The sequence below is a fragment of the Methylibium sp. genome, assembly GCF_965279545.1.
Classification (GTDB): Bacteria; Pseudomonadota; Gammaproteobacteria; order Burkholderiales; family Burkholderiaceae_C; genus Methylibium.
In genome coordinates this window covers 922097-944334 of the sequence record NZ_OZ257250.1, presented here as the reverse complement: position 1 = coordinate 944334, position 22238 = coordinate 922097, and the positions used below count along the sequence as shown (strand labels likewise).

Genomic DNA, 22238 nt, shown 5'->3' with positions numbered 1-22238 from the left:
CTGCGCGAACACGCTCAATCCGGCACATAGGCCGGCAGCCGCGGCCCGGCCACCCGCAGGAAGGCGATCAAGCGCTGCTCGGACCGGGCCACGGTTTCCGAAGGCAGCACGGGCGTGACCAGGCGCATCAGCGCGCCGTCGGAGCGGTGGCGGGCGATGGAGTCGCGCAGGATGAACCACTTGACCGCGAACTCGCTCGTCAGGACGCGGCCCCGCTGCGCGAACCAGTAGTAGACGAGCTGGCGCTGCTCGCCCTTCTGGATGAGTGCGCGGCTGACCCGCAGCGCCGGGCTGCCGGCATTCAACTGGCCGGCCGGCAACAGCTCCACCTCGTCGAGCGCGGTGATCTGCCAGCCGCCGCCGGGAATGCAGGTGCGCGGCGAGTGCGTCGACTCGCCGCCGCTTTGCGAGGCGTAGTAGGCGGAGTAGAAGTTGACCCACGGCTCGCCGGCACGCGCGTAGTTGGCAATGAAGTGGTCGTCGACCTGCAGCGCGCCGAGCACTTCACGATCGAGGTGATCCGGCCGGCCCTGCCAACCGCCATCGAACTGCAGCGGAAACTCGGCGAAGGAGCTTCTCGCCGGATGGATCTGCTCTCTTGCCGGCAGCAGCAGCCCCACGCTGGACGCACCGACGAGCACCACACCGGCGGCCAGCAAGGGGGCCGACCAGCCGCGGTGAACGACCCGCGCGCCCTGCGCCACCGGCTCCGGGTACTCCAGGCCGAACACGGCGCGCAGGCGCTGCGGTCGACCGCCGATGCGCGCGAGCAGACTCATCTCGCCCACCAGCAGCGCGACGCAGACCATGAACATGAACCAGCCCTCGAAGTCGTGCAGCAGGCCTTCGGCCATCGAACGGCCCCAGTGCTCCACCGTCACGCCGATGATGGCGATGCGCAGGCTGTTGATGACGATCGTCAGCGGGATGGTGCTGAGGACGATCACCAGGCGCTTCCACAGCGCCCCCTTGAAGAAATAGGCCGCCAGGAAGCCGAGCGCGAACAGCGGGAACAGGTAGCGTAGCCCGCTGCAGGCCTCGACCACTTGCAGCTTGTACGAACCCAGGTCGATCACATTGCCTTCGAGGAACACGCCGATGCCCAGCAGCCGGATCAGCGCGACGCCGAGTTGCGAGGACACGAGCTGGAGCTGCTGCGACAACTCCCGCAGCGCGAACTGCGGCAGCGGAATCATCAGCAGCGTGAACGCCAGCGGCACGGCGATGAGGCCCAGGCCGCGCCAGCCGAGGCAGCACAGGGCGACGCCGTACAGCGCCACGACGAAACCGTACTGCGTGAACAGGCGAATGGCACTCAGCTGACCCACCGCGGCCAGCAGCAGTGCCAGCGCAATCAGCCAGAGCCCGCTCCACGAGCCCTTCAGGTCCAGCACGCGCAGGCGATCGCTCTTCTGCCAGATCAGGAAGCCGACGATGAGGGGAATGAAGTAGCCGTAGCTGTACTCCTCGACCTGCTCCCAGTGCTGCACCATGATCTGCAGGCCGGGAAGAAAGGCGCCGATGGCCGCTGCCGCCGCCAGGCCGATCATGGCCCACTGCGCTGGCGATTCCTTCCAGACCTCGGCGGGACGGGGTGAGCCCAATTGTGCTGACATGCGGGCTTCAACCCTTGAGTGCTGGCGTGCGCGAACGACGACCGTGCCGTTCGAAGAAACGAGAAGGTATGCGCACTGTGTGACACCGCTGTGGCGCGCCGTCATCGGACCGCGTGGCAAGGACCGCGCCCCCGTCGGCTGTGCGCATGTCAACCGGCCGACACATTCAACGCCTACGCTCTCGCTCTTTGCGCTGCCCTGCCTCCATGGCGTGGAGCGGTCGGTCGACGGGTTGCTTGCCCGACGTCGCAACCCAACGGCATGTATGGCACCCCACGCTGACCCTTACCTTCGCGCAAGCACGCCGCACGGCAACCGGCTGGGGCGCCTGCTTTGGAGCGTCGGCTATCACACGCTCTTCCGGTTCACGCCGCGGCCGCTCCACGCATGGCGTGCATTCGTGCTGCGCCTGTTCGGCGCGCGGCTCGGCCGCAATTGCCATGTCTACCCGGGCGCCCGCATCTGGGCGCCGTGGAACCTCGAATGCGATGACGTCGTCGGCATCGCCGACGGCGCCGTGATCTACAACGCGGCCACGATCCGCCTGGGATCGCACAGCGTGATCTCGCAAGAGGCTTACCTGTGCAGCGCCACACACGACATCGACGACCCGGCGTTTCCGATGACCAGCTCGCCGATCACGGTCGGACGCCATGCATGGATCTGCGCACGGGCCACGGTGTGTCCCGGCGTCACGGTTTCCGAAGGCGCAGTGCTCGGTCTCAACGGTGTCGCGACGAAGGACCTTGCACCCTGGACCGTCTATGCCGGCATCCCGGCGCGCGCCATCAAGAAGAGAGAACAAGCGAATGAACGCTGATCACCCGCTGACCGACCGGCTCATCTCCACACGCAACGCCGAATTCGTCTGGGACACCGAAGGGCCCACCGCGGTCCATGCGCATGTCACCAAGCCGATCGTGTCGCAGCTGACGCGGGCCCAGGCGAACACGGTGCTCGACCTGGGTTGCGGCAACGGCTGGTTCACCGCGGCGCTGCAGCGCTGCGGCTTCGAGATGGTGGGCGTCGACCACAGCCACAGCGGCATCGATATCGCGAGCCGTCGGCATCCGGAAGTCAGCTACCGCCAGCACGATCTGATGCAGCCTTTGGCCTCCGACCTCATCGGCCGCTTCGACGCCGTGGTGTCCGTGGAAGTGATCGAGCATCTGCTCCTGCCGCGCAAGCTGATCGAGGCGGCCCTGACTGCGCTCAAGCCGGGCGGCCTGCTGATCGTCACCGCGCCTTTTCACGGCTACCTGAAGAACCTGGCGCTCGCGCTCGGTGGCAAGTTCGACGAGCACTGGCACCCGCTGCGCGACTACGGCCACGTCAAGTTCTTTTCCAGAAGTACGTTGATCGCGCTGTTCGCCGAGTACGGTCTGGCCGACGTGCACTTCGAAACCGCGGGCCGCCTGCCGGTATTCGCTCGCTCGATGATCGTCTCGGGCCGGGTCCCGTCATGATCTCGGTGCTCGTCCTCACCAAGAACGAGGAGCGCGACCTGCCGGGCTGCCTGGCATCGGTCGCCTGGTCGGACGATATCCACGTGTTCGACTCGGGCAGCACGGACGGCACGCCGGACGTGGCCCGTGCCTTGCACGCTCATGTCACGCAGCGCGTGACCGATGAAGCCAAGGGCGTGTTCGGCGGCGATGAGGCGGCGCATCGCAACTGGGGTTTGCGCAATATCGCATTCCGCCATCCCTGGGTGCTGCTGCTCGACGCTGACGAACGCGCGACGCCGGCACTGGCCGCCAACCTGAAGCGCGCCGCCGAAGCGCCACAGGGGCACGTGGCCTTCGAGGTGCAGCGCCGGGACTTTCTCGATCGCACCTGGCTCAAGCATGTCCAGGCGACGCCCTACTACCTGAGGCTGTTCCAGCCGAATCGCCTGCACTACGAAAGGCTGATCAATCCGGTGTCCGTCGCCGACGGGCCGGTCGGCAAGGTGGCGGGCTACATCGACCACTATCCGTTCAGCAAAGGCCTGAGTCACTGGCTCAAACGGCACAACGACTATAGCACGCTCGAAGCCATGCAGATTGCCGCCAACCGGCAAGCGGCGGCGCCGGTCAACGTGTGGAAGGCATTCTTCGGGCACGACTTCAGCGAACGGCGTGCCCAGCAGAAGGAGCTCTTCTATCGCGCACCGGCGCGGCCGTTGATCAAGTTCTTGCTGCTCTACGTCCTGAAACGAGGATTCCTGGACGGCCGGGCCGGACTGACCTATGCGGTGCTGCAGTCGATGTACGAGTACATGATCGTCCTGAAGACGGATGAGCTGAGGAACGCCCGTCGCCTGGGCGAAGCGCGGTCCGTGTGAGATCTCGAATTCGCGGCTTGCCCGCTATGCACCACCCTAAAGGTCTCCCTATGTCTTCCAACTTTCGACAGATCTGTTCCGTGTTCATCGTCATTCCGATCAGCGTCATCGCAGGTTGCGGTGGTGGTGGTGGCGGCGAAACTCCGGGAACAGGCACGGCAAGCGTTGTGGTGCCACAGAACACCCGGGTTGAGGCCGCCGCCGCAAGCTCGGACATCAGCCAAAACAACTTCGCAGCATTCGCCGGTCCGCTCGCTCGAGTGGTGCTGAGCTCCACGGGCGACTCTCTCATTGGAACGACGGTTGACGGTGGTAGCGCTTCCCCGTCGGCTTCCAACCAGAAGGCCTCGGCAGTTTCTCTGAACGGAGCCTTGGCGCATGCACTGAGTGTCGGCAGCGCCGACGTTCGCGCATCGCCACTCGCATTTTCGTCGAGCACCTCTGCCTGCCCGCACGGCGGCTCATTGACGGTCTCGGCCAATGACGCAGACGGCAATGGCAAGCTCAGCGCAGGAGACACCGTCAGCCTGAGTGCCACCAACTGTGTACTCGACGTGCTGCGCCCGGCCGCGAGCGGCGGTTTCTCGCTCACTCTGGTTGCCGTGGAGCTCGACGCAAGCGACGACGCAACGGCTCTTGATGCCATCGGCAGCTTTGCCGACTTCAGCGTCGGCACGGTGGCACGACTCAATGGCCCATTTCACTTCTGGGTCAAGCAGACAGGGCCGAACGACAAGAGCTTGCGCCTGTCCTACAACAACGTTTCCTCCAGCTTCGATACAGAAACTGTCGCCTACAACGTGGACGTGTACGCCGTCACGACGGCCACGGACACCACCTACGCCATCAGCGGCTCTGTCAACGTCGCTGGTCAGGCCTACAAGGTGACTCAGGGCAGCTCGTTGTTGTCCGTGCTCAACAGCGATGCACCGCGCAGCGGCGTTCTGCAGTTTGCGGATGCAGCTGGCGATACCTTGCAGCTCACCGCCGGCCCGGGTTCATCGGCAGATTTCACTTTTCTGCCCACCGGCTCGTCGACCCCCACCGCCAGCTTGCTCGCGCAGAGCTGGAGCAGCTTCAAAACAGCGCCTTAGAACGCCAACCGCTTTGGCGATGCCCAGCTCAGGCGTGATTGCCCGGCCCGCAAAGCCGTCAAAGGAGTCATCGATGTTCGCGCTGAACGCACACATTGCCGGCCGCGTATGCGGTCCGAGTGCAAATGGTGCTCACCCCAAGGTCCCTGTCGGCCCGTGCATGATCGAAGCACACGAAGGCGTCGTCAGCATCATCTGGGTGCAGGGTGACGAGGAGGCGTCCATCGTCATCTCCATCATGGAATTCGAGGACTACGTCCAGAACCGCGACATCAGAATCCTGCCGTGAGCTGCAGAGTCCCCAACCCGACGGGTCCTGCGCATGCGGTCTCTTCGTAGCTAGAACCCCGTGTTACGCGGCTGGGCCTCCAGCACGACGACGCCGCGATTGCCATGCTTGGCCTCCCGCTTGGCAGCTGCCGCAGCACTGGCGACGTCCTCCGCGTGGCCGAAGCGACCCGGCTGCACCTGGACGGCACCGATACACAGCGTCGTACAGGGGTGAAAGCGCATGTCCCCGTGGCGGTCCTCGGCCTGGATGCCGCCGGCCACAAGGGCCTCGGGATCGAACAGCTCGAGCGCTTTCTCGTTGAAGGTTGCGACGATACGCTCGCAACGTTCCAGCCAATCATCGCTCTGAAACAGGATCACGAAGTCATCGCCCCCCACATGGCCGACAAAGTCGCGGCGCGCGTCGCACTGGCTCACCAGAACGCGCGCCACCAGGCGGATCATTTCGTCGCCACGCCAGTAGCCGTATTGGTCGTTATAGGGTTTGAAGTGGTTCAGGTCCGCATAGCCGGCAACGAAATCCCTGCCGCTCGCGAGCAAGCGCTCGATATGGTCGCTGATCGGAATGTTGCCCGGCAAGAACGTCAGTGGGTTTGCATGGCGAGCCGCTTCGATGCGTGCTTCTGTCACCGCACGCACCAGTTGCTGGCCCGTACCCAGTCCGCGATAACGCCCGCCCTCGGTGACGATGAACCCCTCGGTCAGGTAGCGCTGGTCACCAGAGGTCAACACGCTGGTCAGCTCCTCGATACCGGTGTGCAGTTCGATCGTCAACGGGGCGAGATTGGCGAACAAGGTGCAGGGCTTGTTGCCGTACAGCTCCTTGAAGTAGGGACGCGCGTAGCTGGCAATGAAATGGCTGCGGTTGATCAGCGCCACCGGTCTGTCGTTGTCCACAACCGCCAGTGCGTGCAGTGCATCGCGCTCGCGCAGCATCTCATAGACCGCCTGATGCGGCGTGTCAGGCCGGACCGCGGGCGCTGCGATCAGGAGGCGCGAAGCGGTGTAGCCGCTGTTGCTCGCTCGCTTGAGTTCGGGGAATACCGCGATATCGCGGCTGCTCAAGACCGCTGCGGCTTCGGGCAGCAAGGCGCTGACAGGTTGGGCCGCCGGACGACCGAGCACCCAGCCCTGCCCGTAGCTGATGCCCAGGTCGCGCGCCAGGCGTAGATCTTCGGCACCCTCGAGGCCTTCGGCGACCAATCGCGAGCCGAAGTTCTCTGCGATCTGCAGCAGCGCTCGCAAGGTCTGCAGCTTGTCGCCATGACGAGCCAGGTCCTTGAGAAAATACTTGTCGATCTTCACCAGATCCGGCTTCAGCTCGGACCACAGGCGCAGGCTGGAGCGGCCGTCGCCGAAGTCGTCGAGCGCGATGCCGACACCATGCCGACGCAGCGTCGCACACGCGGCAAGCAAGTCCTCGGGATCGCGAACATGCTCATGCTCCGTCAGTTCGATCACGACCGATGACGGCGCGACACCTTGCGAGCCGGATGCCGAGATAACGGCCTCGATGCTGTTTTCGTTCAGCGTGCGCACCAGCGCGCTCGCGCTGAAGTTCAGGAACAACCGGCCGCTGCGCTCCCCCATCGACCAGGCTGCCAGTGCCCGCTTCACGCACTCGACTTCGAGCTCGAACCCGCAATTCTCCTTGTGCGCGGCAGCGAACAGCGCATCGGGCATGGCGTAAGCCGAGCCTGCCGGACCGCGGATGAGCGCCTCGTGCGCGTAGACGCTGCCGTCACGCAAATCCGCGATGGGCTGAAAGTGTGCCTGGAGGAGGCGGTGCTCGATCAGATCGTGCACGGTGCGCCAAGTCAGCGGCGCGTAGGTCGACATCGTGGGAGCATTCATGAGGTTCGTGAAACACGCACAGCCAGCCTCCCTGCGGTGTCTCGGGTTCTTCCTGGTTCCCCCTCCCGGTCACCACAGCTCGGACAGCTCTTCGACGAAATCACTTGCAGGCGGCGTGCAGCGGCTCGTCCCACACAGGGGTCTTGAAGTCGTACTGCCAGTCGTTGCCTCCCAAGTCAGTCACCTGGAAGCCCGAACCGGCCCACACCTGCGAGAACGCTGGCGCCACGTGGCCGTCGCGATCGAACGCCCACAGCTTGGCGATCCCCTTGTTGCCGGCGTAGACGGCACTGGCGGGCTTGCTGCTGTCGAAATTGCGCAGGCCATACGGCCAACCTGTCATGCTCGACTGGGATGAGCCGCGGTTGTCGACCTTGTTGTCCCTGACCACCGAATTGACGCCTCCGGCGATGGCAATGCCCTGCCCGTTGACCATCGTGACGATGTTGTCGTGCACGTTGAAGTAGCCGGGTACGTTGGAGCCCTGGCCGCCGCCGCCGGCCGGGCTGTCGCCGAGCTGCATGCCGGTACCGGACTCGCCGCCCTTGCCGTCGGCGTGGCCGCGGATGCGGTTGTAGGCCAGCTCGACCATGAACTGCGGCGTGCCGCCCGAGTTGTAGAAGTTGATGTGATCCTCGACCTTGCGCTCGCGGCCCCCTGCCATCGGGTACTTGGTGACGAGCGTGTCGTCGATCACGTTGCAGATGATCCGGGTCGATGCAGTGGCGTCACGCGTCTCGCCGATCGCGATCGCCTGGAAAGCCCACTGGAACCCGCGGATGTTGTAGAACAGGTTCCTGCTGATGATCAGGGGGTGCACGGCGCGGTGGGCACTGATGAGCGCCGTGGCATCGTGGATCACGTTGCGCTCGATGGTGATCTGGGTCGCGCCGTTGAGCACGAGCACACCGGCGTTGTTGACATGGTCCGGATTCGCAGCGTTCTGATCGGCGCTGGTCTTGTCACCGCACGGCCCGATCTCGCTGTTGCGAATCACCACGTCGCGCTTGCCGTCGATCACGATGCACGGGCCGGTGGGGTTGGTGACATGCACCGACTCGATCACCTGGCCGGAGACCGCATCGATACGGCCGACCACTGGCAGACCCTTGATTGTCTCGGGAGTCGGTACGCTGCCGCTGGTCACCGGCAGGACTGTCGCACGCGGCGACGACGGCGACGTGTACTTGATGGCCACATTGCCGCCAACAGGACGGCAGGTGGCCATCGAGTCCTTTCGAGTGTCGGCCTCCGCGGCAGCGACCTCGGCCGCGGCAATGCATTCCTCATGGCTGCCGTATATCGCCACCACCAACCCGGTGCCTGTCCCCCGGAGGAGCTCGATCGGCGCGTCGGTGACCGTCCCGATGTATTGGGAATACGACGGGGTGGCGCAGAGCAGGAGCAGTGCGCCAGCCAAGGTTCGGGTCAGGGAATGCTTCATTTCGATATCTCGCCCCTCACGGGAGAGCCGGGAAGCGCATCGCTCGCGAGGTTCGCGGAGATGCGCAGGTTGATCCGCGCGCCGATGTTCAGCACGGCAAAGAGCAGCAGCTTGCCGCTGTTTGATGAATCATTGATGAAACGATGCCTGTGGGTTCGCTGATCAACGAGCAATGCGGTCCGGACTGACGGCATCAGGACGCGAGGATGCCCCACCCGTGCGCCGAAACCCAACGCTCGCGGAGTTCGATCACCCACGCGCCGTCATTCCCTCTTTCGAAAGGCGATCCAGCCGGCCAGGATCGTGAAGACGACGATGATCCCGACGATCACATGGAAGCCGTGCGGATCCTGTGCCAGGGGGATGCCGCCCACGTTCATGCCCAGCAGGCCGGCCACGATGTTGATTGGCAGGGCCAGCACCGTGACCACCGTGAGCGTGAAGACACTTCGGCTGGTTTGCTCGCCGAGCTGCGCCGCAATTTCTTCCTGCAGCAGCTTGATGCGTTCCTGCAATTCCGACAGGTCGCGGATGACGAGGGTGAACTCTTCCGTCGCCTGTCGCAGTTCTTCGAGGTCGTGCGCCGTCATCCACGGCGGTGGCAGCCGCAACAGGCGAAATAGCGCCCCCGGCTCTGGAGCCAGCAGTCTCTGCAGCCGCACCATCACACGCCTCAACTTGCCCAGATCGACCCGCTTGCGCTGCAGCCGTCCGGCGAGGAGGCCGTCTTCGATGGCATCGACCTGCACCGTAGCGGCGCGGACGATACGCACCAGCACGTCACCCTGGTCGTGCATCAGATGGTTGAGGAAGGCGACCGAGGAGCTGAAGCAGCAACCCTCCTTCACGGCCTGGCGCAGACGGTCGATCGATCGCAGCGGGTGGATGCGCGCGCTGATGGCCATGCGAGGGCCGACGCTCACCCACAGCGTTTCGATCTCCGAGGGATCGAATGCGAACTCGTATGCGACGTCATTGACGACCGCGACCAGTGTGTCGTGGGCATCCTCGATGCGCGTCGAGCGCGAGCCTTCCCGAAGCGCCTCGAAAAACTCCGGCACAACGTCGAGGTTCTGCTTGATCCAGTCCTCCGCAGCGGCATCGCCGAGATTGAAATGCAGCCAGACGAAGCCGGCGGCATCGTGCGCCTCCCCGCTGCGCAACCACTCCAGAGCCCGATCGAGATCCATCGGCGCGCCTGGCGTCCCGGCCTGGAACCGATAGCCACAGATGAGCCCGTTCTTGTCGGAGCCGTAGGTGCGCTCCATCGGCCAGGTCAAGATTGGTGCACCAGGATCCAGGACAGCGAGGCCGAAAGCAAGATCGCCGCAGGCGTGGCCGGCAACCACGCCGCTGTCAGTTTGCGGAGGATGAACCTCTGCCGGTCCGACCTGTCGTTCATTGCCGGGGTCCCAGGAGCGCCGGAGAACACCGGCGCGGCAACAGATGCGGTCGAACCCACGCGGAATGGCTCCAGAAGGAATGAGCGCTCGATGTTCGCGGCGGCATGTGACGGGTTCGTGACGGATCGAGCCAGCGTCCAGTGGAGACCTCTGGAACGATGATCTCCTGGGATGCCGGAATGCGCAGGTGGGCCAGCCATCGTCGTTGCCGCGCTCTCGCCTTCGCGAACCCGCCGCACCGCCATCAATCGGATTTCTTCCAGCGTCCGGTGATCCAGCGTGCGGCCGTCTCGCTCCATGTCGAGGACATTCGGGAAATCGGCCTCGTCCACGAAGCTCGGCGACCGGCCGGCGCACCCGCGCAGCGCAGTGGCGCCCGCCCCCCGCTCACGCCAGGGCCTGATCCACCAGTTCAACCCAGTGCTGCACGGTCGTCGTCGTGCCGGACTGCAGGTGCAGGATGCAGCCCACGTTGGCCGAGACGATCACCTGGGGCGCCTGCCTGCCCAGACTCGACAGCTTGCGCTCGCGCAGCGTGGTCGCGATCCCGGGCTGCAGCACGCTGTAGGCGCCGGCCGAGCCGCAGCACAGGTGCCCATCGCCGGCCGGCGCCGCCACGTCGAAGCCGAGCGTCGCGAGCGCGGCCTCGACGCCGCCACGCAGGCGCTGGGCATGCTGCAGCGTGCACGGCGTGTGCACCGCGACCCGGCGCCCGGCCGCCTGCGGCGACATCCTGGCCTGCAGGGCCGGCAGCAACTCGGGCAGCAGCTCGCTCAGATCCTTGGCCAGGGCGCTGATCCGGGCAGCCCGCTCGGCGTAGGCCGATTCGTGCGCCAGCGCCTCGCCGTACTCCTTCACCACCGCGCCGCAGCCGGACGCATTGACGACGATGCATTCCACGGCGCCGGCTTCGACGGCCGGCCACCATGCGTCGACGTTGCGGCGCATGTCCGCCAGCCCGCCCGCGGCATCGCTCAGGTGCGTGCGCAAGGCGCCGCAGCAGCCCGCCTCCGCGGCGACGAGGGTCTGGAAGCCGGCAGCATCGAGCACGCGCGCGGTCGCCGCGTTGATGTTCGGCAGCATGGCCGGCTGCACGCAGCCCTGCAGCAGCAGCACCTTGCGCGCATGCTCGGTGCGGGGCCAGTCCGCCGCCCGGCCGCCCACACGCCGCGGCAGCTTCTTCCTCAGCACCTCGGGCAGCGCCGGCCGCAGCAGTTGCCCCAGCCGCACGGCCGGCCCGATCAGCGGCGAGGTCAGGCCCTCCTTCAGCACCCAGCGGATCGCGCGTTCGGCGACCGGCCGGCGCACCCGGGCATCGACGACCTGGCGGCCGATGTCGACCAGCCGGCCGTAGCGCACGCCGCTCGGGCAGGTGGTCTCGCAGTTGCGGCAGGTCAGGCAGCGGTCCAGGTGCCGCTGCGTGCTGCGGCTGGCCTCGCCGCCTTCGAACACCTGCTTGATCAGGTAGATCCGTCCGCGTGGACCGTCGAGCTCGTTGCCCTCGAGCTGGTAGGTCGGGCAGGTGGCCGTGCAGAAGCCGCAGTGCACGCAGCTGCGCAAGATGGCTTCGGCTTCGCTGGCTTCGCGATCACCGTGGAACTCGGGACTCAACTGGATTTGCATGACGGTCTCAGAGGCCCTCGTAGAGCCGGCCCGGGTTGAACAGCCTCTCCGGATCGAAGGCCTGCTTGAGCCGGTGATGAAGCTGCAGGAGCGCTGGCGAGAGCGGTGAGAACGGGCCCGCTTCCCGGCCGTCGCCGCGCATCAGCGTGGCGTGGCCGCCCTCCCGGGCGGCCACCCGCCGCACGTAGGCGATCGGCTCCCTCGAACGGAGCCAGCGCAGCGCGCCGCCCCATTCGATGAAGGTCTCGCCGGACAGCTCGAGCGGCGGCACGCCTCGCGGCACCGACAGCCGCCACAGACGCACGCCCCGCACCAGCGAGGCGGGCGGAACGTCGAAGAACGGATGCGTCTGGTCGCGCACCGACGTCCACCACGACGCCCCGGCCTCCGTGTCCAGTGCCTCCCCGCCCACGCAGGACCGTGCCGACCGCACCGCCGCGGCGGCGCCATCGAGCCGGACCCGCAGTTGCCCGTCGTGCCAGGCCGTGGCGCCGATCGGCAGGGCTTGCGAGGCCCAGGCCGAGAGCCGCCTCAAGGCGTCGGCCTGCGTCGCGCCGTCGAGGGCCACCGTCACCGAGGCCGGCGGCACCGGCAGGACCTTCAGCGACACCTCGAGCAGGACGCCGAGGATGCCGAGCGATCCGGCCATCAGGCGCGACACGTCGTAGCCCGCGACGTTCTTGATCATCTGCCCACCGAAGCCGAGGCACTCGCCCCGCCCGTTCAGCAGGCGCACGCCCAGCACGTGGTCGCGCAGCGCCCCCGACGCGATCCGGCCCGGCCCGCTCAGTCCGGCGGCGACCATGCCGCCCACGGTGCCACCGGCCGCGAAGCGCGGCGGCTCGAAGGCGAGGTGCTGGCCCCGTTCGGCCAGCAGCGCCTCTAGCCGCGCGAGCGGTTCGCCGGCCCGCACCGTCACGACGAGCTCGGTCGGCTCGTAGCTCCGCACGCCGGACAGCGCCCGCAGGTCGAGCAGGCTGCCCCGCGGCACGCCGCCATAGAACCGCTTGGTACCGCCGCCGCGGATCTCGAGGCATCGGCCTTCGTTGCGGGCCTCGAGCACCTGTTCGACCAGGCGGACCTCGGCCGCGCCGGATGGCGAGAGGTGGTCCATCGTCAGAAGCGCGGCAGGTCCGCGAAGGGCAGGCGCCCGCCCCTCACCGTCATGCGCCCGTACTCCGCGCAGCGGCTCAGCGTCGGGATGGCCTTGCCGGGGTTGAGCAGCGAGCCGGGGTCGAAGGCCTCCTTCAGGCGCAGCATCTGCTCGCGCTCCTCCCGCGTGAACTGCACGCACATCGAGTTGAGTTTCTCGACGCCCACGCCATGCTCGCCGGTGATGCTGCCGCCCATCTCGACGCTGGTCTCCAGGATCTCGGCACCGAAGCGCTCGGCGCGGTGCAGCTGGTCGGGGTCGTTGGCGTCGAACAGGATCATCGGATGCAGGTTGCCGTCGCCGGCGTGGAACACGTTGCAGCAGCGCAGGCCGTACTTCGTCTCCATCTCGGTGATGCGGGTCAGGATCTCGGCCAGCTTCCTGCGCGGGATGGTCGAGTCCATGCACAGGTAGTCGGGGCTGATGCGCCCGCTGGCCGGGAAGGCGTTCTTGCGGCCGCTCCAGAACTTCAGCCGCTCGGCCTCGCTGCGGCTGATGTCGAAGCGCGTCGCGCCGGCGCCCTCCATCACCGCCACCATGCGCGCGATCTCCTCCTCCACCTCCTCGGGCGTGCCGTCGCTCTCGCAGATCAGGATGGCATGCGCGTCGAGGTCGTAGCCGGCGTGCACGAAGTCCTCGACCGCGGCGGTCATCGGCTTGTCCATCATCTCCAGCCCGGCCGGGATGATGCCGGCGGCGATGATCGCCGCGACCGCCCGGCCGGCCGTCTCGAGGTCGGCGAAGCTCGCCACGATGCAGCGTGCCACGGCCGGTTTCGGGATCAGTTTGACGGTGATCTCGGTCGCCACCGCCAGCATGCCCTCGCTGCCCACCACCACGGCCAGCAGGTCGAGGCCCGGCGCGTCGAGCGCCTCGCTGCCGAACTCGACCGGCTCGCCATCGGCCGCATAGCCCTTCACGCGCAGCACGTTGTGCAGCGTCAGGCCGTACTTCAGGCAATGCACGCCGCCGGCGTTCTCGGCCACGTTGCCGCCGATGGTGCAGGCGATCTGGCTGCTCGGGTCCGGCGCGTAATAGAGCCCGTGAGGCGCCGCGGCCTCGCTGATCGCCGCGTTGCGCACGCCGCACTGGACCGTGGCCGTGCAGCTCGGGCGGTCGACCGACACGATGCGGTTCAGCCGCGCCAGCGACAGCGTCACCCCGCGTTCATGCGGCAGCGCCCCGCCGGACAGACCGGTGCCGGCGCCGCGCGACACGACGGGCACCCCCAGTGCATGGCAGGTGCGCAGCACATCGGCCACCTGCCCTTCGCTTTCCGGCAGCACGACGACCAGCGGCAGCGCGCGGTAGGCGGTCAGGCCATCGCACTCGAACGGCCCGGTCTCTTCCTTGCGGAACAGGATGGCGTGGCGCGGCAGCACCGCGGCCAGGGCCTCGACGACCCGCGCCTGGAGCGCAGCAGGAGAGGCCGAGGCGGTCGCCGCCCGGCTCGAAGGGGCTCCGAACATCGCGAATCAGCCGTCGAAGGAGGTCCGGCGCGCGATGCCGAGCAGCGTCTGCCACGGCAGCAGCAGGTCGTCGCTGCACGCGCTCGCCGAATCGATGTAGGCGCGCAGCCGCCGCCCCTGGGCGACGGCGTGTGGAGCCGGCGCAACGCCGGGCTCCGCCGTCCTGGCCATGTGCCTCTCGAGGCAGCGCATCGGTTCGAGCACCGGCTCCGGGAACACGGCAACGAGCAGGTCCGCGCTGCGCCTGGCCACGCAGGCTTCTTCGCGCCCGTCGAAGTAGCGCGCAAAGTCGTGCACGAGCGCTGCCGTGATCAGCTGGTCGCAGGCCCCCGCCCGCCTCGCCAGCGTTGCTGCGCGCTGCCCCGCCCAGGTCTGGCCCGCGAAGCACGGCAGACGCCGTTCGAACTCGTCGAAGCTGCGCGGCGGACCGCCGCGCAGCAGCCCGGGCGCCGCTCCCTGGCGCCCCGGGCCCACCGACGAGATCGCATGGCATTGCACGGCGGTCACTTCGCCTCTAGTGCGCGAACGACGCGGCCTGGCTTTCTTCAACATCCCACCGGTCCTCGTCGGCGTCGAGACGGACCGCACTGCGCTCCCGAACCAGCCTGCCGGAATCCAGCAGGTGGCGCACACAGGTGACCCGCAGGAAGGACGCGAAGTTGGCCAGCTCCGACCGATGCGTCGTCGCTTCGTCGTACAGCTTGGTGATCAACCCGTTCGTCGTGCACTTCTGTTCCGAGGCGATGTCCGACAGCACCCGCCACATCAGGTTCTCGAGCCGGATGCTGGTGATGACCCCGTGGATGCGGACGGATCGCTGCCGAGGTTCGTACAGGTGAGGATCGGCCTGAACATAGAGCTTGCACATCACGGGGTCCTTCGCGGTGCATGGAATGCGGGCCGCTTGATTGAGTGTTTCACGACGAAGGCGGTCATGGGTAATACGCAGGCATGACGTGCCCGGTCCGCATCGGGCCTCGCCGCGGCGGCACCGGTCGCGGACCCGCCGTGCGGCGGCGCGGCGCCCTGCGACGCTTCGTGCCCGCCGCACGCTTCTCCGGTTTCAGTGTTCGCCATCGTTGCTGGCCTTCACGACGTCGTCGAGCTGGTAGCGCTCGACCTTCCTGTAGAGCGTGCTGCGCGAGATGCCGAGCACGCGCGCCGCCAGCGCCAGGTTCCCGTGCACGCGCTGGATCGCCTGCAGGATGGTCAGGCGCTCCGTCGCTTCCAGGCTCGTGAGATCGGCGTCTTGCGCCGACGCCGGCGCGCCGTCGGTCGTTGCCAACAGCTCCACGGGCAGCTCCTCCCGCCGCACGACCTCGTCGTCCGAGGTGAGCAGGAGCGACTCGATCACGTTGCGCAGTTCACGGACGTTGCCGGGCCAGGCATAGGCCCGCATCAGCTGGCGAACGTCCGGACCGATCTCGCGTGTCGCGACCCCGTGGCGAACCGACAGGGTCCGCACGAAGTGGTCGACGAGGAGGTCGACGTCGCCCTCGCGTTCCCGAAGGGCCGGCACCTGGATCCGGGTGACGCCGATGCGATGGAAGAGATCGCGACGGAACCGGCCCGCCTCGACTTCCTGCACCAGGTCGCGGTTGGTCATCGCCACCAGCCGCACGTCGACCGGACGCGGCGTCGTGTCGCCCAGCCGGTAGACGACACCCTCTTCCAGCGCGCGCAGCAGCACCGGCTGCAGGTCCAGTGGCAGCTCTCCCACTTCGTCGAGGCACAGCGTGCCCCCATGGGCCAGCTCGAAGCGGCCGGCGCGCCCTTCACTCGTCGCGCCGGTGAACGCGCCGCGCACATGCCCGAAGAGCTCGCTGCCGATCAGCTCTTTCGTGATCGCGCCGCAATTGAAGGCCACGAAGCTGCCGCCCTTGCGCTCCTCCTCGTGCAGCGCCCTGGCGAACAGCTCCTTGCCCGCGCCGGTTTCCCCCTGGATCAGCACCGAGACACGGCGACGCCCAAGCAGCCTGGCGCGCTCGACCGCGCTGCGGAAGGCAGCGCTGGCACCCACCATGCCCGGCAGACACTCCGACAGCGAGGCGGTCGCCTCGGCCGGCGCCGGCAGCTTGGCCGGCTCGCCATCCGGTCGCTGCAGGATGCGGCCGACCGAGCGCTTGGGCACGATCAGCAGCGCGCCGATCGGACTTCCGTCGAGACGCACCGGATTCATCCACTCGCCCAGCAGCCCGTCCGGCAGGCGGTTGTTCCAGGCCGTGATGTGACGACCCTTCAGGCCATCGACCAGCCGCGCGGCCAGGTCCGGTGTGAGGCAACCACTGCTGTGGACGATCCGCGCGTTGCGGTCGAGCACGACCATGGCGGCGGCGCCGCTGCGTCCCGGATGGTTCAGGCACGCCTCCAGCAGCACGTTGTGCTCCCGCGAGATGCGTTCGGCCAGCACCGATTCGATCTGCCGCGCGCACGCCACGGCGAGCGCGAGGTTGTTGAGCTGGAAGGTCGCGGGCGGGCCCGAGATGTCGATCACCCCGAGCAGCTGGTCGGTCCCGGCCAGGTAGACGGGCGAGGCAGCGCAGGTCCAGCTCTTGATGCCTTGGCAGAAATGCTGCGCTGCGTGCACCTGTGTCGGCCGCCCGGTCGCCAGGGCAGTGCCGATGCCGTTGGTGCCGACGACGCTCTCGTTCCAGTTGCCGCCGTTGGTCAGGTGGATGTCCTGCGCCGCATCCAGTGTCCGGGCGTCGCCGGACGATTCGAGCACGATGCCGCTGGCATCGGTGAGCAGCATGATCGAGCCGGACTTCGCCAACAGGTGCGCCGACGCCATGAAGATGCCTTGGGCGGCCCAGACCAGGTCGCGGTTGCGCAGCCGGAGATGCTCCAGTTCGTCGCCGACTCGAACCGCGAGCGGCGCCTTGCAGGACCCGGGCTCGACGCCGAAGCGACGGCTGCGCTGCCACGACGACAGCACGTGCTTGGGCACGGTGGACTGGACGAGCGACTGTCCGGAGACGAAGCGCTCCCAGGCGTCCATGGTTTCTCGAACACCTTGCGGCTCGGGGTCACCCTGCAACTCGGTCAGGAGCTGCGTCGTCAGCTGCTTCTGGGGATGGCTGGTAGAAATGGCTGTCTCCTCCGACCCGCGATCATGTCTGGGCATAACGTCGCAGTGTCTGGCGTTTCGAGATTGGGCGTCACGCGCCTCTTTGTTGCCAATCGGGACCGCTCCCTAGGGTCGACTCTCCTCAGTCACCACCGGTGCGGCCAGCCTCAGCGGCACGCACGATATCCACAAGAGCAAAGTGGTCAGCAAACCCACGAGGAGGTAGGCATACGACGGCGCGCCGGCCGACGAGTCCGCCGTCAAGGTGCGCCAGACCAGCCACGCGTTCAGCGACACGATGCACGAGGCAGCCGACCACGCCGCGACCCGGACCCAGGTCGGGCTGGCGAACTGCCCCATCAATTGACGGTCGCTCGTGAAGCGAATCAGCGGCACGATCGCGAAGGGCAGCTGAAGACTCAGCACGACCTGGCTGAGGATCAGCAGTTGCAGCACGCCGGCGTCGCCCTGGTAGAGCAGCACCCCGACGGCCGGCACGATCGCCAGGCCGCGCGTGAGCAGGCGCCGGGCCAGCGGGCTCATGCGCAGCGAGAGGAAGCCCTCCATCACCACCTGGCCCGCCAGCGTGCCCGTCAGCGTGGAGCTCTGTCCGGCGGCGAGCAGCGCGATCGCGAACACGGTGGCCGCCAGCGTGGTGCCGACCAGCGGCGTCAGCAGTTCATGCGCCTGTTGCAGCTCGTTGACCTCGATGCCGTGGCTGAAGAAGCTCGAGGCCGACAGCACCAGGATCGACGCGTTGATGACGAACGCGATGTTCAAGGCCAGCACCGTGTCGACGAAGTTGTAGCGGATGGCCTCGCGCTGCGCCGACGGGGTGTGCGAGATGCGGCGCGTCTGCACCAGCGACGAGTGCAGGTAGAGGTTGTGCGGCATCACCGTCGCGCCGAGGATCCCGATGGCAACGAACAGGCTGTTCGCGTCGATCCTGGGCACGAGGCCACCGACGATGTCGCCCAGTGCGGGCTTCACCAGCACCATCTCGATGGCCATGCACACGCCGATGGTGAGCACCAGCGCGGCCACCACCGCCTCCAGCTTGCGGATGCCGTAGTGCTGCAGCACGATGATGAGCATCACGTCGAACGCCGTGATGACCACGCCCCAGATCAGCGGGATGCCGAACAGCAGGTTCAGCGCGATCGCGCTGCCGAGCAGCTCCGCCAGGTCGCAGGCGATGATCGCGAGCTCGCACAGCACCCACAGCGCCAGCGACACCGGACGCGAGTAGCCGGCCCGGCAGGCCTGGGCGAGGTCGAGCCGCCCGACGATGCCCAGCCGGGCCGCCAGGCTTTGCAGCAACACGGCGATCACGTTCGACGCCAGCAGCACCCACATCAGCTGGTAGCCGAAGCGCGCGCCGCCCTCCAGGTCGGTCGCCCAGTTCCCCGGGTCCATGTAGCCGACGCTCACCATCGCCGCCGGCCCGATGAAGCCGAAGACCCGCCATTGGCCCGGCACCCTCCAACGCATGTCCACGCTTTGCTCGAGGTTCGTCATGTCCCCTCCTCGTTGTGCTTGTTCGTTGTTCGACGCTCAGAACCAGTGCCCGACGGCCTCCAGGAGGACGATCACGAAGCCTGTGCCCGTGATCGCCAGCCCGCAGACGAGCCGGACCCGCTGGCGACAGCTCATTGCCGCCCCAGCCGCTCGGCGCCCCCTCCCAGCGCCGGCCCTGCGGTGGGATCCATGTCTTCCGGCTTCTTGGCGATCAGCGTCTGCGTCGTGAGGATCAGCGCCGCCACCGAGACCGCATTGCGCACGGCGCTGTAGCTCACCTTCACCGGGTCGATGATCCCGGCCCCGACCAGGTCGACGAAGCGCCCGTCGCGGGCGTCGAGCCCGACCCCGGGGGCCGCGTCGAGCGCCTTGCGCACGGCGGCCAGGCCGTCGAGCCCCGCGTTCGCGGCGATGTGCCGCAGCGGCTGCTGCAGCGCGCGCTGCAGCAGGCGGATCCCCTCGCGCACCGCGCCTTCGGTCCGCGCCACCTCGGCATCCAGGCCACTGGACACGCGCAGCATCGCCAGCCCGCCGCCCGGGACCACGCCCTCCGCCACGGCCGCCCGCGCGGCGTGGATGGCGTCCTCCACCAGGTGCAGGCGACGCTTCTGCTCCACCGGCGTGGCACCCCCCACCTGCAGCAGCGCGGTGCCGCCGGACAGCTTCGACAGCCGCTCCTTGAGCTTGTCCTTGTCGATGTTCGGCGGCGCCAGCTCGTGCTGCCGGGCCACCTGCTGGCGCCGGGCCGCGATCAGTGCCGGATCGCCGCCGCCGGCGCTGATGACCGTCTGGTTGGACGAGATCCGCACCTGGCGCGCACGACCCAGATCGCGCAGTTCCACCGAGCCCAGGCTGCCGCCGAGGTCGCGCGCGATGACGCGGCCGCCGGTCAGGATCGAGATGTCCTCCAGCATCGCCTTGCGCCAGTGGCCGTACTCGGGCGGATGGATGGCCGCGACCGTGATGCCGGACTTCTCGCGCCAGGCCAGCAGCGTGACGATGCAGGCGGGTGCCACCTCGTCGGCGATGATGAGCAAGGGGCGCTTGGCCTCGGCGGCCAGTGCCAGCAGCACGGACACCTCTTCCTGCGTCTGGAGCTTCTGGTCCGTCATCAGGATCAGCGGCTGCTCCAGCACCACCTGCATCTTCTCGACGTCGGTGATCATGTGGTGCGACAGGTAGCCGCGGTCGAAGGCCATGCCGTCCACCACGTCCAGCACCGTCTCGACGGTGGTGCCGTATTCCACGTCGACGATGCCGTCCGCGCCCACGCGCTCCAGCGCCTCGGCGACCAGGTGGCCCGTCGCCTCGTCGTTCGCGGCGACCACCGCCACGGCCCGCAGGGCCTCGGCGCCGGCGAGCGGCACCGCCACGGCCTTCAGCAGCGCGATGGCTGCGGCCGCGCCGCGCTCCAGGCCTTCCACCAGCTCCACGGGATTGGCGCCCTTGGCCAGGCAGGCCAGGCCGTCCTGCACCAGGGCGTCGGCCAGCACCGTGGCCGTGGTCGTGCCATCGCCGGCGATCTCGTTGGTCTGCTTCGACACCTCGCGAACGACCTGGGCGCCGATGTTCTCGAACGGGTCCTCGAGCTCGATCTCGGCGGCGATGCTGACGCCGTCGCGCGAGATGATCGGCGTGCCGATCGGACGGTCGATGATGGCGTTCATCCCGCGCGGGCCCAGCGTGCCGCGGACCGCCTTGGCCAGCTTGGCGACACCCCGGCCCAGCGCCAGGCGGGCCTCTTCGTCGTGCAACATGATGTTGGGCATGGCTTGTCTCCTCTGTCTCTCGTGTGGCTGGCTGTCTGTCGTGGCTGGCTGATCGCCTCGGTCCCCGCGCGGCGCACGCGCTGTCGTGCGCTCCCGCGCGGGGATCCGGTACGGCTCACTCGTACTGCATCGCCTCTTCCATGTTCCCGAACAGGACCACGGTGTTCTCGTCGACCATGACCATGCGGCCGTAGTGGGTCGAGGTCGAGATCTCGAAGATGTGAGGCGTCATCTCGCGCCCGAGGGTCTCGGCGATCTCGTCCATCTTGAACTCGATGCGCCCCTCGCCGTCGATGCGGATCATCGCGGGCATATAGGTCACGCGGATGCCCGGCTTGGTGGCCATGAGCTCGGCAATCGCGCGCGCCTCGACGCTGTCGTTCATCGTCACACCGCATTGGTGGGACACGGTTTCCTCGAAGGCCAGATCCTTGAAGGCCTTGAAGATCGAACCGCTGTTCGTGGTAGCTGACATGGTGTTGTCCTTGGTTCAGGTGGGTCGGAGAGCGTCAGGCGGACAGCGAGGCCGGCAGCGACACGCCGATCTGCTGCGAGATGGCCTTCATCCGCTCGACGGCCGCGGCATAGGCCTCCTCGAACTGCGCCACCTTGGTCCGCGGCAGCGACCAGATCGGCTGCAGGTTCTTCGCGGCCCGCACCGCCAGATCGCCGTAGCGGGCCATCCAGTCGCCGAACAAGGCCTTGTTGTGCGCGCCGTGCACGGCGTCCGCGGTCAGCAGGTGCAGCAGTTCGACGGTGTTGGCGAGGTTGCGCTGGAAGTCGCCCTCGGCCGAGGACACCACGGTCGGCGTCAGGAAGTCGTTCTGCGCGGCGGCGGCCTGCATGAAGAAGCCGCTGCGGAACAGCTCGCCGATCAGCGGCTCGAACACGACGTTCACCGCGAAGTACTTCTCGAGGTAGTCCGTCGCGCCGCCGATGGTCTCGATCAGCTGGCGCGTGGGCTGCCAGATCGGATCCTCCAGCCACTGCGTCTTGCCGATCTCGGCGTCGAAGCCCTCGATGTCGAGGCCGATGTCGCCGAGGTAGAGCGTGATGTCCTGGGCGAAGCGCAGCTTGTACGACGAGTTGGTCAGGATCGCCGAGTTGATCATCTGCGTGTAGCCATAGCGCTGGGCGTGCATCAGCGACGTGCCGAGCCCGAACTCGGCATGCTTGTAGGCGCCGAGGTGCTTCTCCAGGACCTTGACCCAGGTCTTGTCGTAGCGCTGCGCGGCGCCCGAGCGGCGCGCATTCTCGATGGCCTGCGAGATCATCCCGACGATCGTCGACTGGCGCTGGTAGTGGGTGCGCTCCCATTCCTCGTCGATCGAGCGGTAGACGTGCCAGTCGCTCGAACGCGCGGCGGTCCACGATTCCGTGTAGGTGGCGTCGCCGTTGCCGAAGGACATGATCCAGTCCTGCAGCAGGTAGCGCTTGGGGTCGGGCTGCACGTCGAGGGTCATGTCCTCGTAGTGCGTCGCCTTGCGGCCCTTGGGGGTGAAGTAGTTGTACTTGCGGCTGTCCCAGCCCGCGAAGCGCGCGGAGCCGGCGGCACCCGTCGCGGTCGACGGGGTCTCGGTGGTGGTGGTGGCTTGGCTCATGTCTGTCTCC

The 22238-nt window shown here is 67.5% G+C and carries 20 protein-coding genes and 1 pseudogene; 5 read left to right on the top strand and 16 right to left on the bottom strand.

Features of this window, described 5'->3' with window-relative positions; genetic code table 11:
- Window positions 1-14 precede the first annotated feature (14 nt).
- Window positions 15-1616 (bottom strand): VPLPA-CTERM-specific exosortase XrtD, encoded by a 1602-nt coding sequence (xrtD, locus tag ACQY9S_RS04460; RefSeq protein ID WP_428423358.1) that lies wholly within the window; start codon window positions 1614-1616, stop codon window positions 15-17.
- Between the two features lie 43 nt (window positions 1617-1659).
- On the opposite strand from xrtD, the gene ACQY9S_RS04455 reads away from it, so the two are divergent.
- The 5 genes from ACQY9S_RS04455 (at window position 1660) to ACQY9S_RS04435 (ending at window position 5325) form a co-directional block, all read left to right on the top strand.
- Complete coding sequence (locus ACQY9S_RS04455) at window positions 1660-2436, top strand: hypothetical protein (protein ID WP_428423357.1); 777 nt, start codon at window positions 1660-1662, stop codon at window positions 2434-2436.
- A complete protein-coding gene (locus ACQY9S_RS04450) occupies window positions 2426-3082 on the top strand; it encodes a class I SAM-dependent methyltransferase (protein ID WP_428423356.1) in 657 nt (218 codons plus the stop codon). The genes ACQY9S_RS04455 and ACQY9S_RS04450 overlap by 11 nt, the downstream gene beginning before the upstream one ends.
- On the top strand, window positions 3079-3942 hold the full coding sequence (locus ACQY9S_RS04445) for a glycosyltransferase family 2 protein (RefSeq protein ID WP_428423355.1): 864 nt from the start codon (window positions 3079-3081) through the stop codon (window positions 3940-3942). Before ACQY9S_RS04450 ends, ACQY9S_RS04445 begins: the two co-directional genes overlap by 4 nt.
- A 50-nt stretch (window positions 3943-3992) precedes the next feature.
- Window positions 3993-5036: a hypothetical protein gene (locus ACQY9S_RS04440; protein ID WP_428423354.1), complete on the top strand. Its 1044-nt coding sequence runs from the start codon at window positions 3993-3995 to the stop codon at window positions 5034-5036.
- A 73-nt stretch (window positions 5037-5109) separates the two neighbouring features.
- Entirely contained in the window at window positions 5110-5325 is a 216-nt protein-coding gene (locus tag ACQY9S_RS04435; protein WP_428423353.1) for a hypothetical protein, read from the top strand.
- Between the two features lie 50 nt (window positions 5326-5375).
- On the opposite strand, the gene ACQY9S_RS04430 is transcribed toward ACQY9S_RS04435, so the two are convergent.
- From ACQY9S_RS04430 to ACQY9S_RS04360, 15 genes and pseudogenes are all read right to left on the bottom strand, one after another.
- Entirely contained in the window at window positions 5376-7166 is a 1791-nt protein-coding gene (locus ACQY9S_RS04430) for an EAL domain-containing protein (protein ID WP_428423352.1), read from the bottom strand.
- A 115-nt stretch (window positions 7167-7281) separates the two neighbouring features.
- Entirely contained in the window at window positions 7282-8409 is a 1128-nt protein-coding gene (locus ACQY9S_RS04425; protein ID WP_428423351.1) for a hypothetical protein, read from the bottom strand.
- Window positions 8410-8621: 212 nt separating this feature from the next.
- Window positions 8622-8858 (bottom strand): hypothetical protein, encoded by a 237-nt coding sequence (locus tag ACQY9S_RS04420; protein ID WP_428423350.1) that lies wholly within the window; start codon window positions 8856-8858, stop codon window positions 8622-8624.
- A gap of 30 nt (window positions 8859-8888) precedes the next feature.
- The gene (locus ACQY9S_RS04415) at window positions 8889-9893 is read right to left on the bottom strand and encodes a transporter (RefSeq protein ID WP_428423349.1); all 1005 of its coding nucleotides are present in this window, start codon (window positions 9891-9893) and stop codon (window positions 8889-8891) included.
- A gap of 8 nt (window positions 9894-9901) precedes the next feature.
- Entirely contained in the window at window positions 9902-10360 is a 459-nt protein-coding gene (locus ACQY9S_RS04410) for a hypothetical protein (protein ID WP_428425848.1), read from the bottom strand.
- 55 nt (window positions 10361-10415) lie between these two features.
- Entirely contained in the window at window positions 10416-11651 is a 1236-nt protein-coding gene (glcF, locus tag ACQY9S_RS04405) for a glycolate oxidase subunit GlcF (protein WP_428423348.1), read from the bottom strand.
- Window positions 11652-11658: 7 nt separating this feature from the next.
- The gene (gene glcE / locus ACQY9S_RS04400; protein WP_428423347.1) at window positions 11659-12765 is read right to left on the bottom strand and encodes a glycolate oxidase subunit GlcE; all 1107 of its coding nucleotides are present in this window, start codon (window positions 12763-12765) and stop codon (window positions 11659-11661) included.
- 2 nt (window positions 12766-12767) lie between these two features.
- The gene (locus ACQY9S_RS04395; protein ID WP_428423346.1) at window positions 12768-14273 is read right to left on the bottom strand and encodes an FAD-linked oxidase C-terminal domain-containing protein; all 1506 of its coding nucleotides are present in this window, start codon (window positions 14271-14273) and stop codon (window positions 12768-12770) included.
- A 6-nt stretch (window positions 14274-14279) separates the two neighbouring features.
- Window positions 14280-14780 (bottom strand): hypothetical protein, encoded by a 501-nt coding sequence (locus tag ACQY9S_RS04390; protein WP_428423345.1) that lies wholly within the window; start codon window positions 14778-14780, stop codon window positions 14280-14282.
- Window positions 14781-14787: 7 nt separating this feature from the next.
- Window positions 14788-15141, bottom strand: a complete 354-nt coding sequence (locus tag ACQY9S_RS04385) for a ribbon-helix-helix domain-containing protein (protein ID WP_428423344.1) — start codon at window positions 15139-15141, stop codon at window positions 14788-14790.
- Between the two features lie 195 nt (window positions 15142-15336).
- Window positions 15337-17271: a sigma-54-dependent Fis family transcriptional regulator gene (locus ACQY9S_RS04380; RefSeq protein ID WP_428423343.1), complete on the bottom strand. Its 1935-nt coding sequence runs from the start codon at window positions 17269-17271 to the stop codon at window positions 15337-15339.
- Window positions 17272-17466: 195 nt separating this feature from the next.
- A pseudogene (locus tag ACQY9S_RS04375) lies at window positions 17467-18861 on the bottom strand (Nramp family divalent metal transporter); the annotation flags it as partial.
- 128 nt (window positions 18862-18989) lie between these two features.
- Window positions 18990-20627: a molecular chaperone GroEL gene (locus ACQY9S_RS04370; protein ID WP_428423342.1), complete on the bottom strand. Its 1638-nt coding sequence runs from the start codon at window positions 20625-20627 to the stop codon at window positions 18990-18992.
- 115 nt (window positions 20628-20742) lie between these two features.
- Complete coding sequence (locus ACQY9S_RS04365) at window positions 20743-21102, bottom strand: MmoB/DmpM family protein (RefSeq protein ID WP_428423341.1); 360 nt, start codon at window positions 21100-21102, stop codon at window positions 20743-20745.
- A gap of 34 nt (window positions 21103-21136) precedes the next feature.
- Window positions 21137-22228, bottom strand: coding sequence for a toluene hydroxylase (locus ACQY9S_RS04360; protein WP_428423340.1), 1092 nt, complete (start codon window positions 22226-22228; stop codon window positions 21137-21139).
- Window positions 22229-22238 lie beyond the last annotated feature (10 nt).

What these genes read in the sequence shown, in the direction of transcription:
- xrtD (WP_428423358.1), bottom strand. Translation starts at nt 1,616, where the DNA reads ATGTCAGCACAATTGGGCTCACCCCGTCCCGCCGAGGTCTGGAAGGAA.
- ACQY9S_RS04450 (WP_428423356.1), top strand. Translation starts at nt 2,426, where the DNA reads ATGAACGCTGATCACCCGCTGACCGACCGGCTCATCTCCACACGCAAC.
- ACQY9S_RS04445 (WP_428423355.1), top strand. Translation starts at nt 3,079, where the DNA reads ATGATCTCGGTGCTCGTCCTCACCAAGAACGAGGAGCGCGACCTGCCG.
- ACQY9S_RS04440 (WP_428423354.1), top strand. Translation starts at nt 3,993, where the DNA reads ATGTCTTCCAACTTTCGACAGATCTGTTCCGTGTTCATCGTCATTCCG.
- ACQY9S_RS04435 (WP_428423353.1), top strand. Translation starts at nt 5,110, where the DNA reads ATGTTCGCGCTGAACGCACACATTGCCGGCCGCGTATGCGGTCCGAGT.
- ACQY9S_RS04430 (WP_428423352.1), bottom strand. Translation starts at nt 7,166, where the DNA reads ATGTCGACCTACGCGCCGCTGACTTGGCGCACCGTGCACGATCTGATC.
- ACQY9S_RS04425 (WP_428423351.1), bottom strand. Translation starts at nt 8,409, where the DNA reads ATGGCCACCTGCCGTCCTGTTGGCGGCAATGTGGCCATCAAGTACACG.
- ACQY9S_RS04415 (WP_428423349.1), bottom strand. Translation starts at nt 9,893, where the DNA reads ATGGAGCGCACCTACGGCTCCGACAAGAACGGGCTCATCTGTGGCTAT.
- glcF (WP_428423348.1), bottom strand. Translation starts at nt 11,651, where the DNA reads ATGCAAATCCAGTTGAGTCCCGAGTTCCACGGTGATCGCGAAGCCAGC.
- glcE (WP_428423347.1), bottom strand. Translation starts at nt 12,765, where the DNA reads ATGGACCACCTCTCGCCATCCGGCGCGGCCGAGGTCCGCCTGGTCGAA.
- ACQY9S_RS04395 (WP_428423346.1), bottom strand. Translation starts at nt 14,273, where the DNA reads ATGTTCGGAGCCCCTTCGAGCCGGGCGGCGACCGCCTCGGCCTCTCCT.
- ACQY9S_RS04385 (WP_428423344.1), bottom strand. Translation starts at nt 15,141, where the DNA reads ATGTGCAAGCTCTATGTTCAGGCCGATCCTCACCTGTACGAACCTCGG.
- ACQY9S_RS04380 (WP_428423343.1), bottom strand. Translation starts at nt 17,271, where the DNA reads ATGGACGCCTGGGAGCGCTTCGTCTCCGGACAGTCGCTCGTCCAGTCC.
- ACQY9S_RS04370 (WP_428423342.1), bottom strand. Translation starts at nt 20,627, where the DNA reads ATGCCCAACATCATGTTGCACGACGAAGAGGCCCGCCTGGCGCTGGGC.
- ACQY9S_RS04365 (WP_428423341.1), bottom strand. Translation starts at nt 21,102, where the DNA reads ATGTCAGCTACCACGAACAGCGGTTCGATCTTCAAGGCCTTCAAGGAT.
- ACQY9S_RS04360 (WP_428423340.1), bottom strand. Translation starts at nt 22,228, where the DNA reads ATGAGCCAAGCCACCACCACCACCGAGACCCCGTCGACCGCGACGGGT.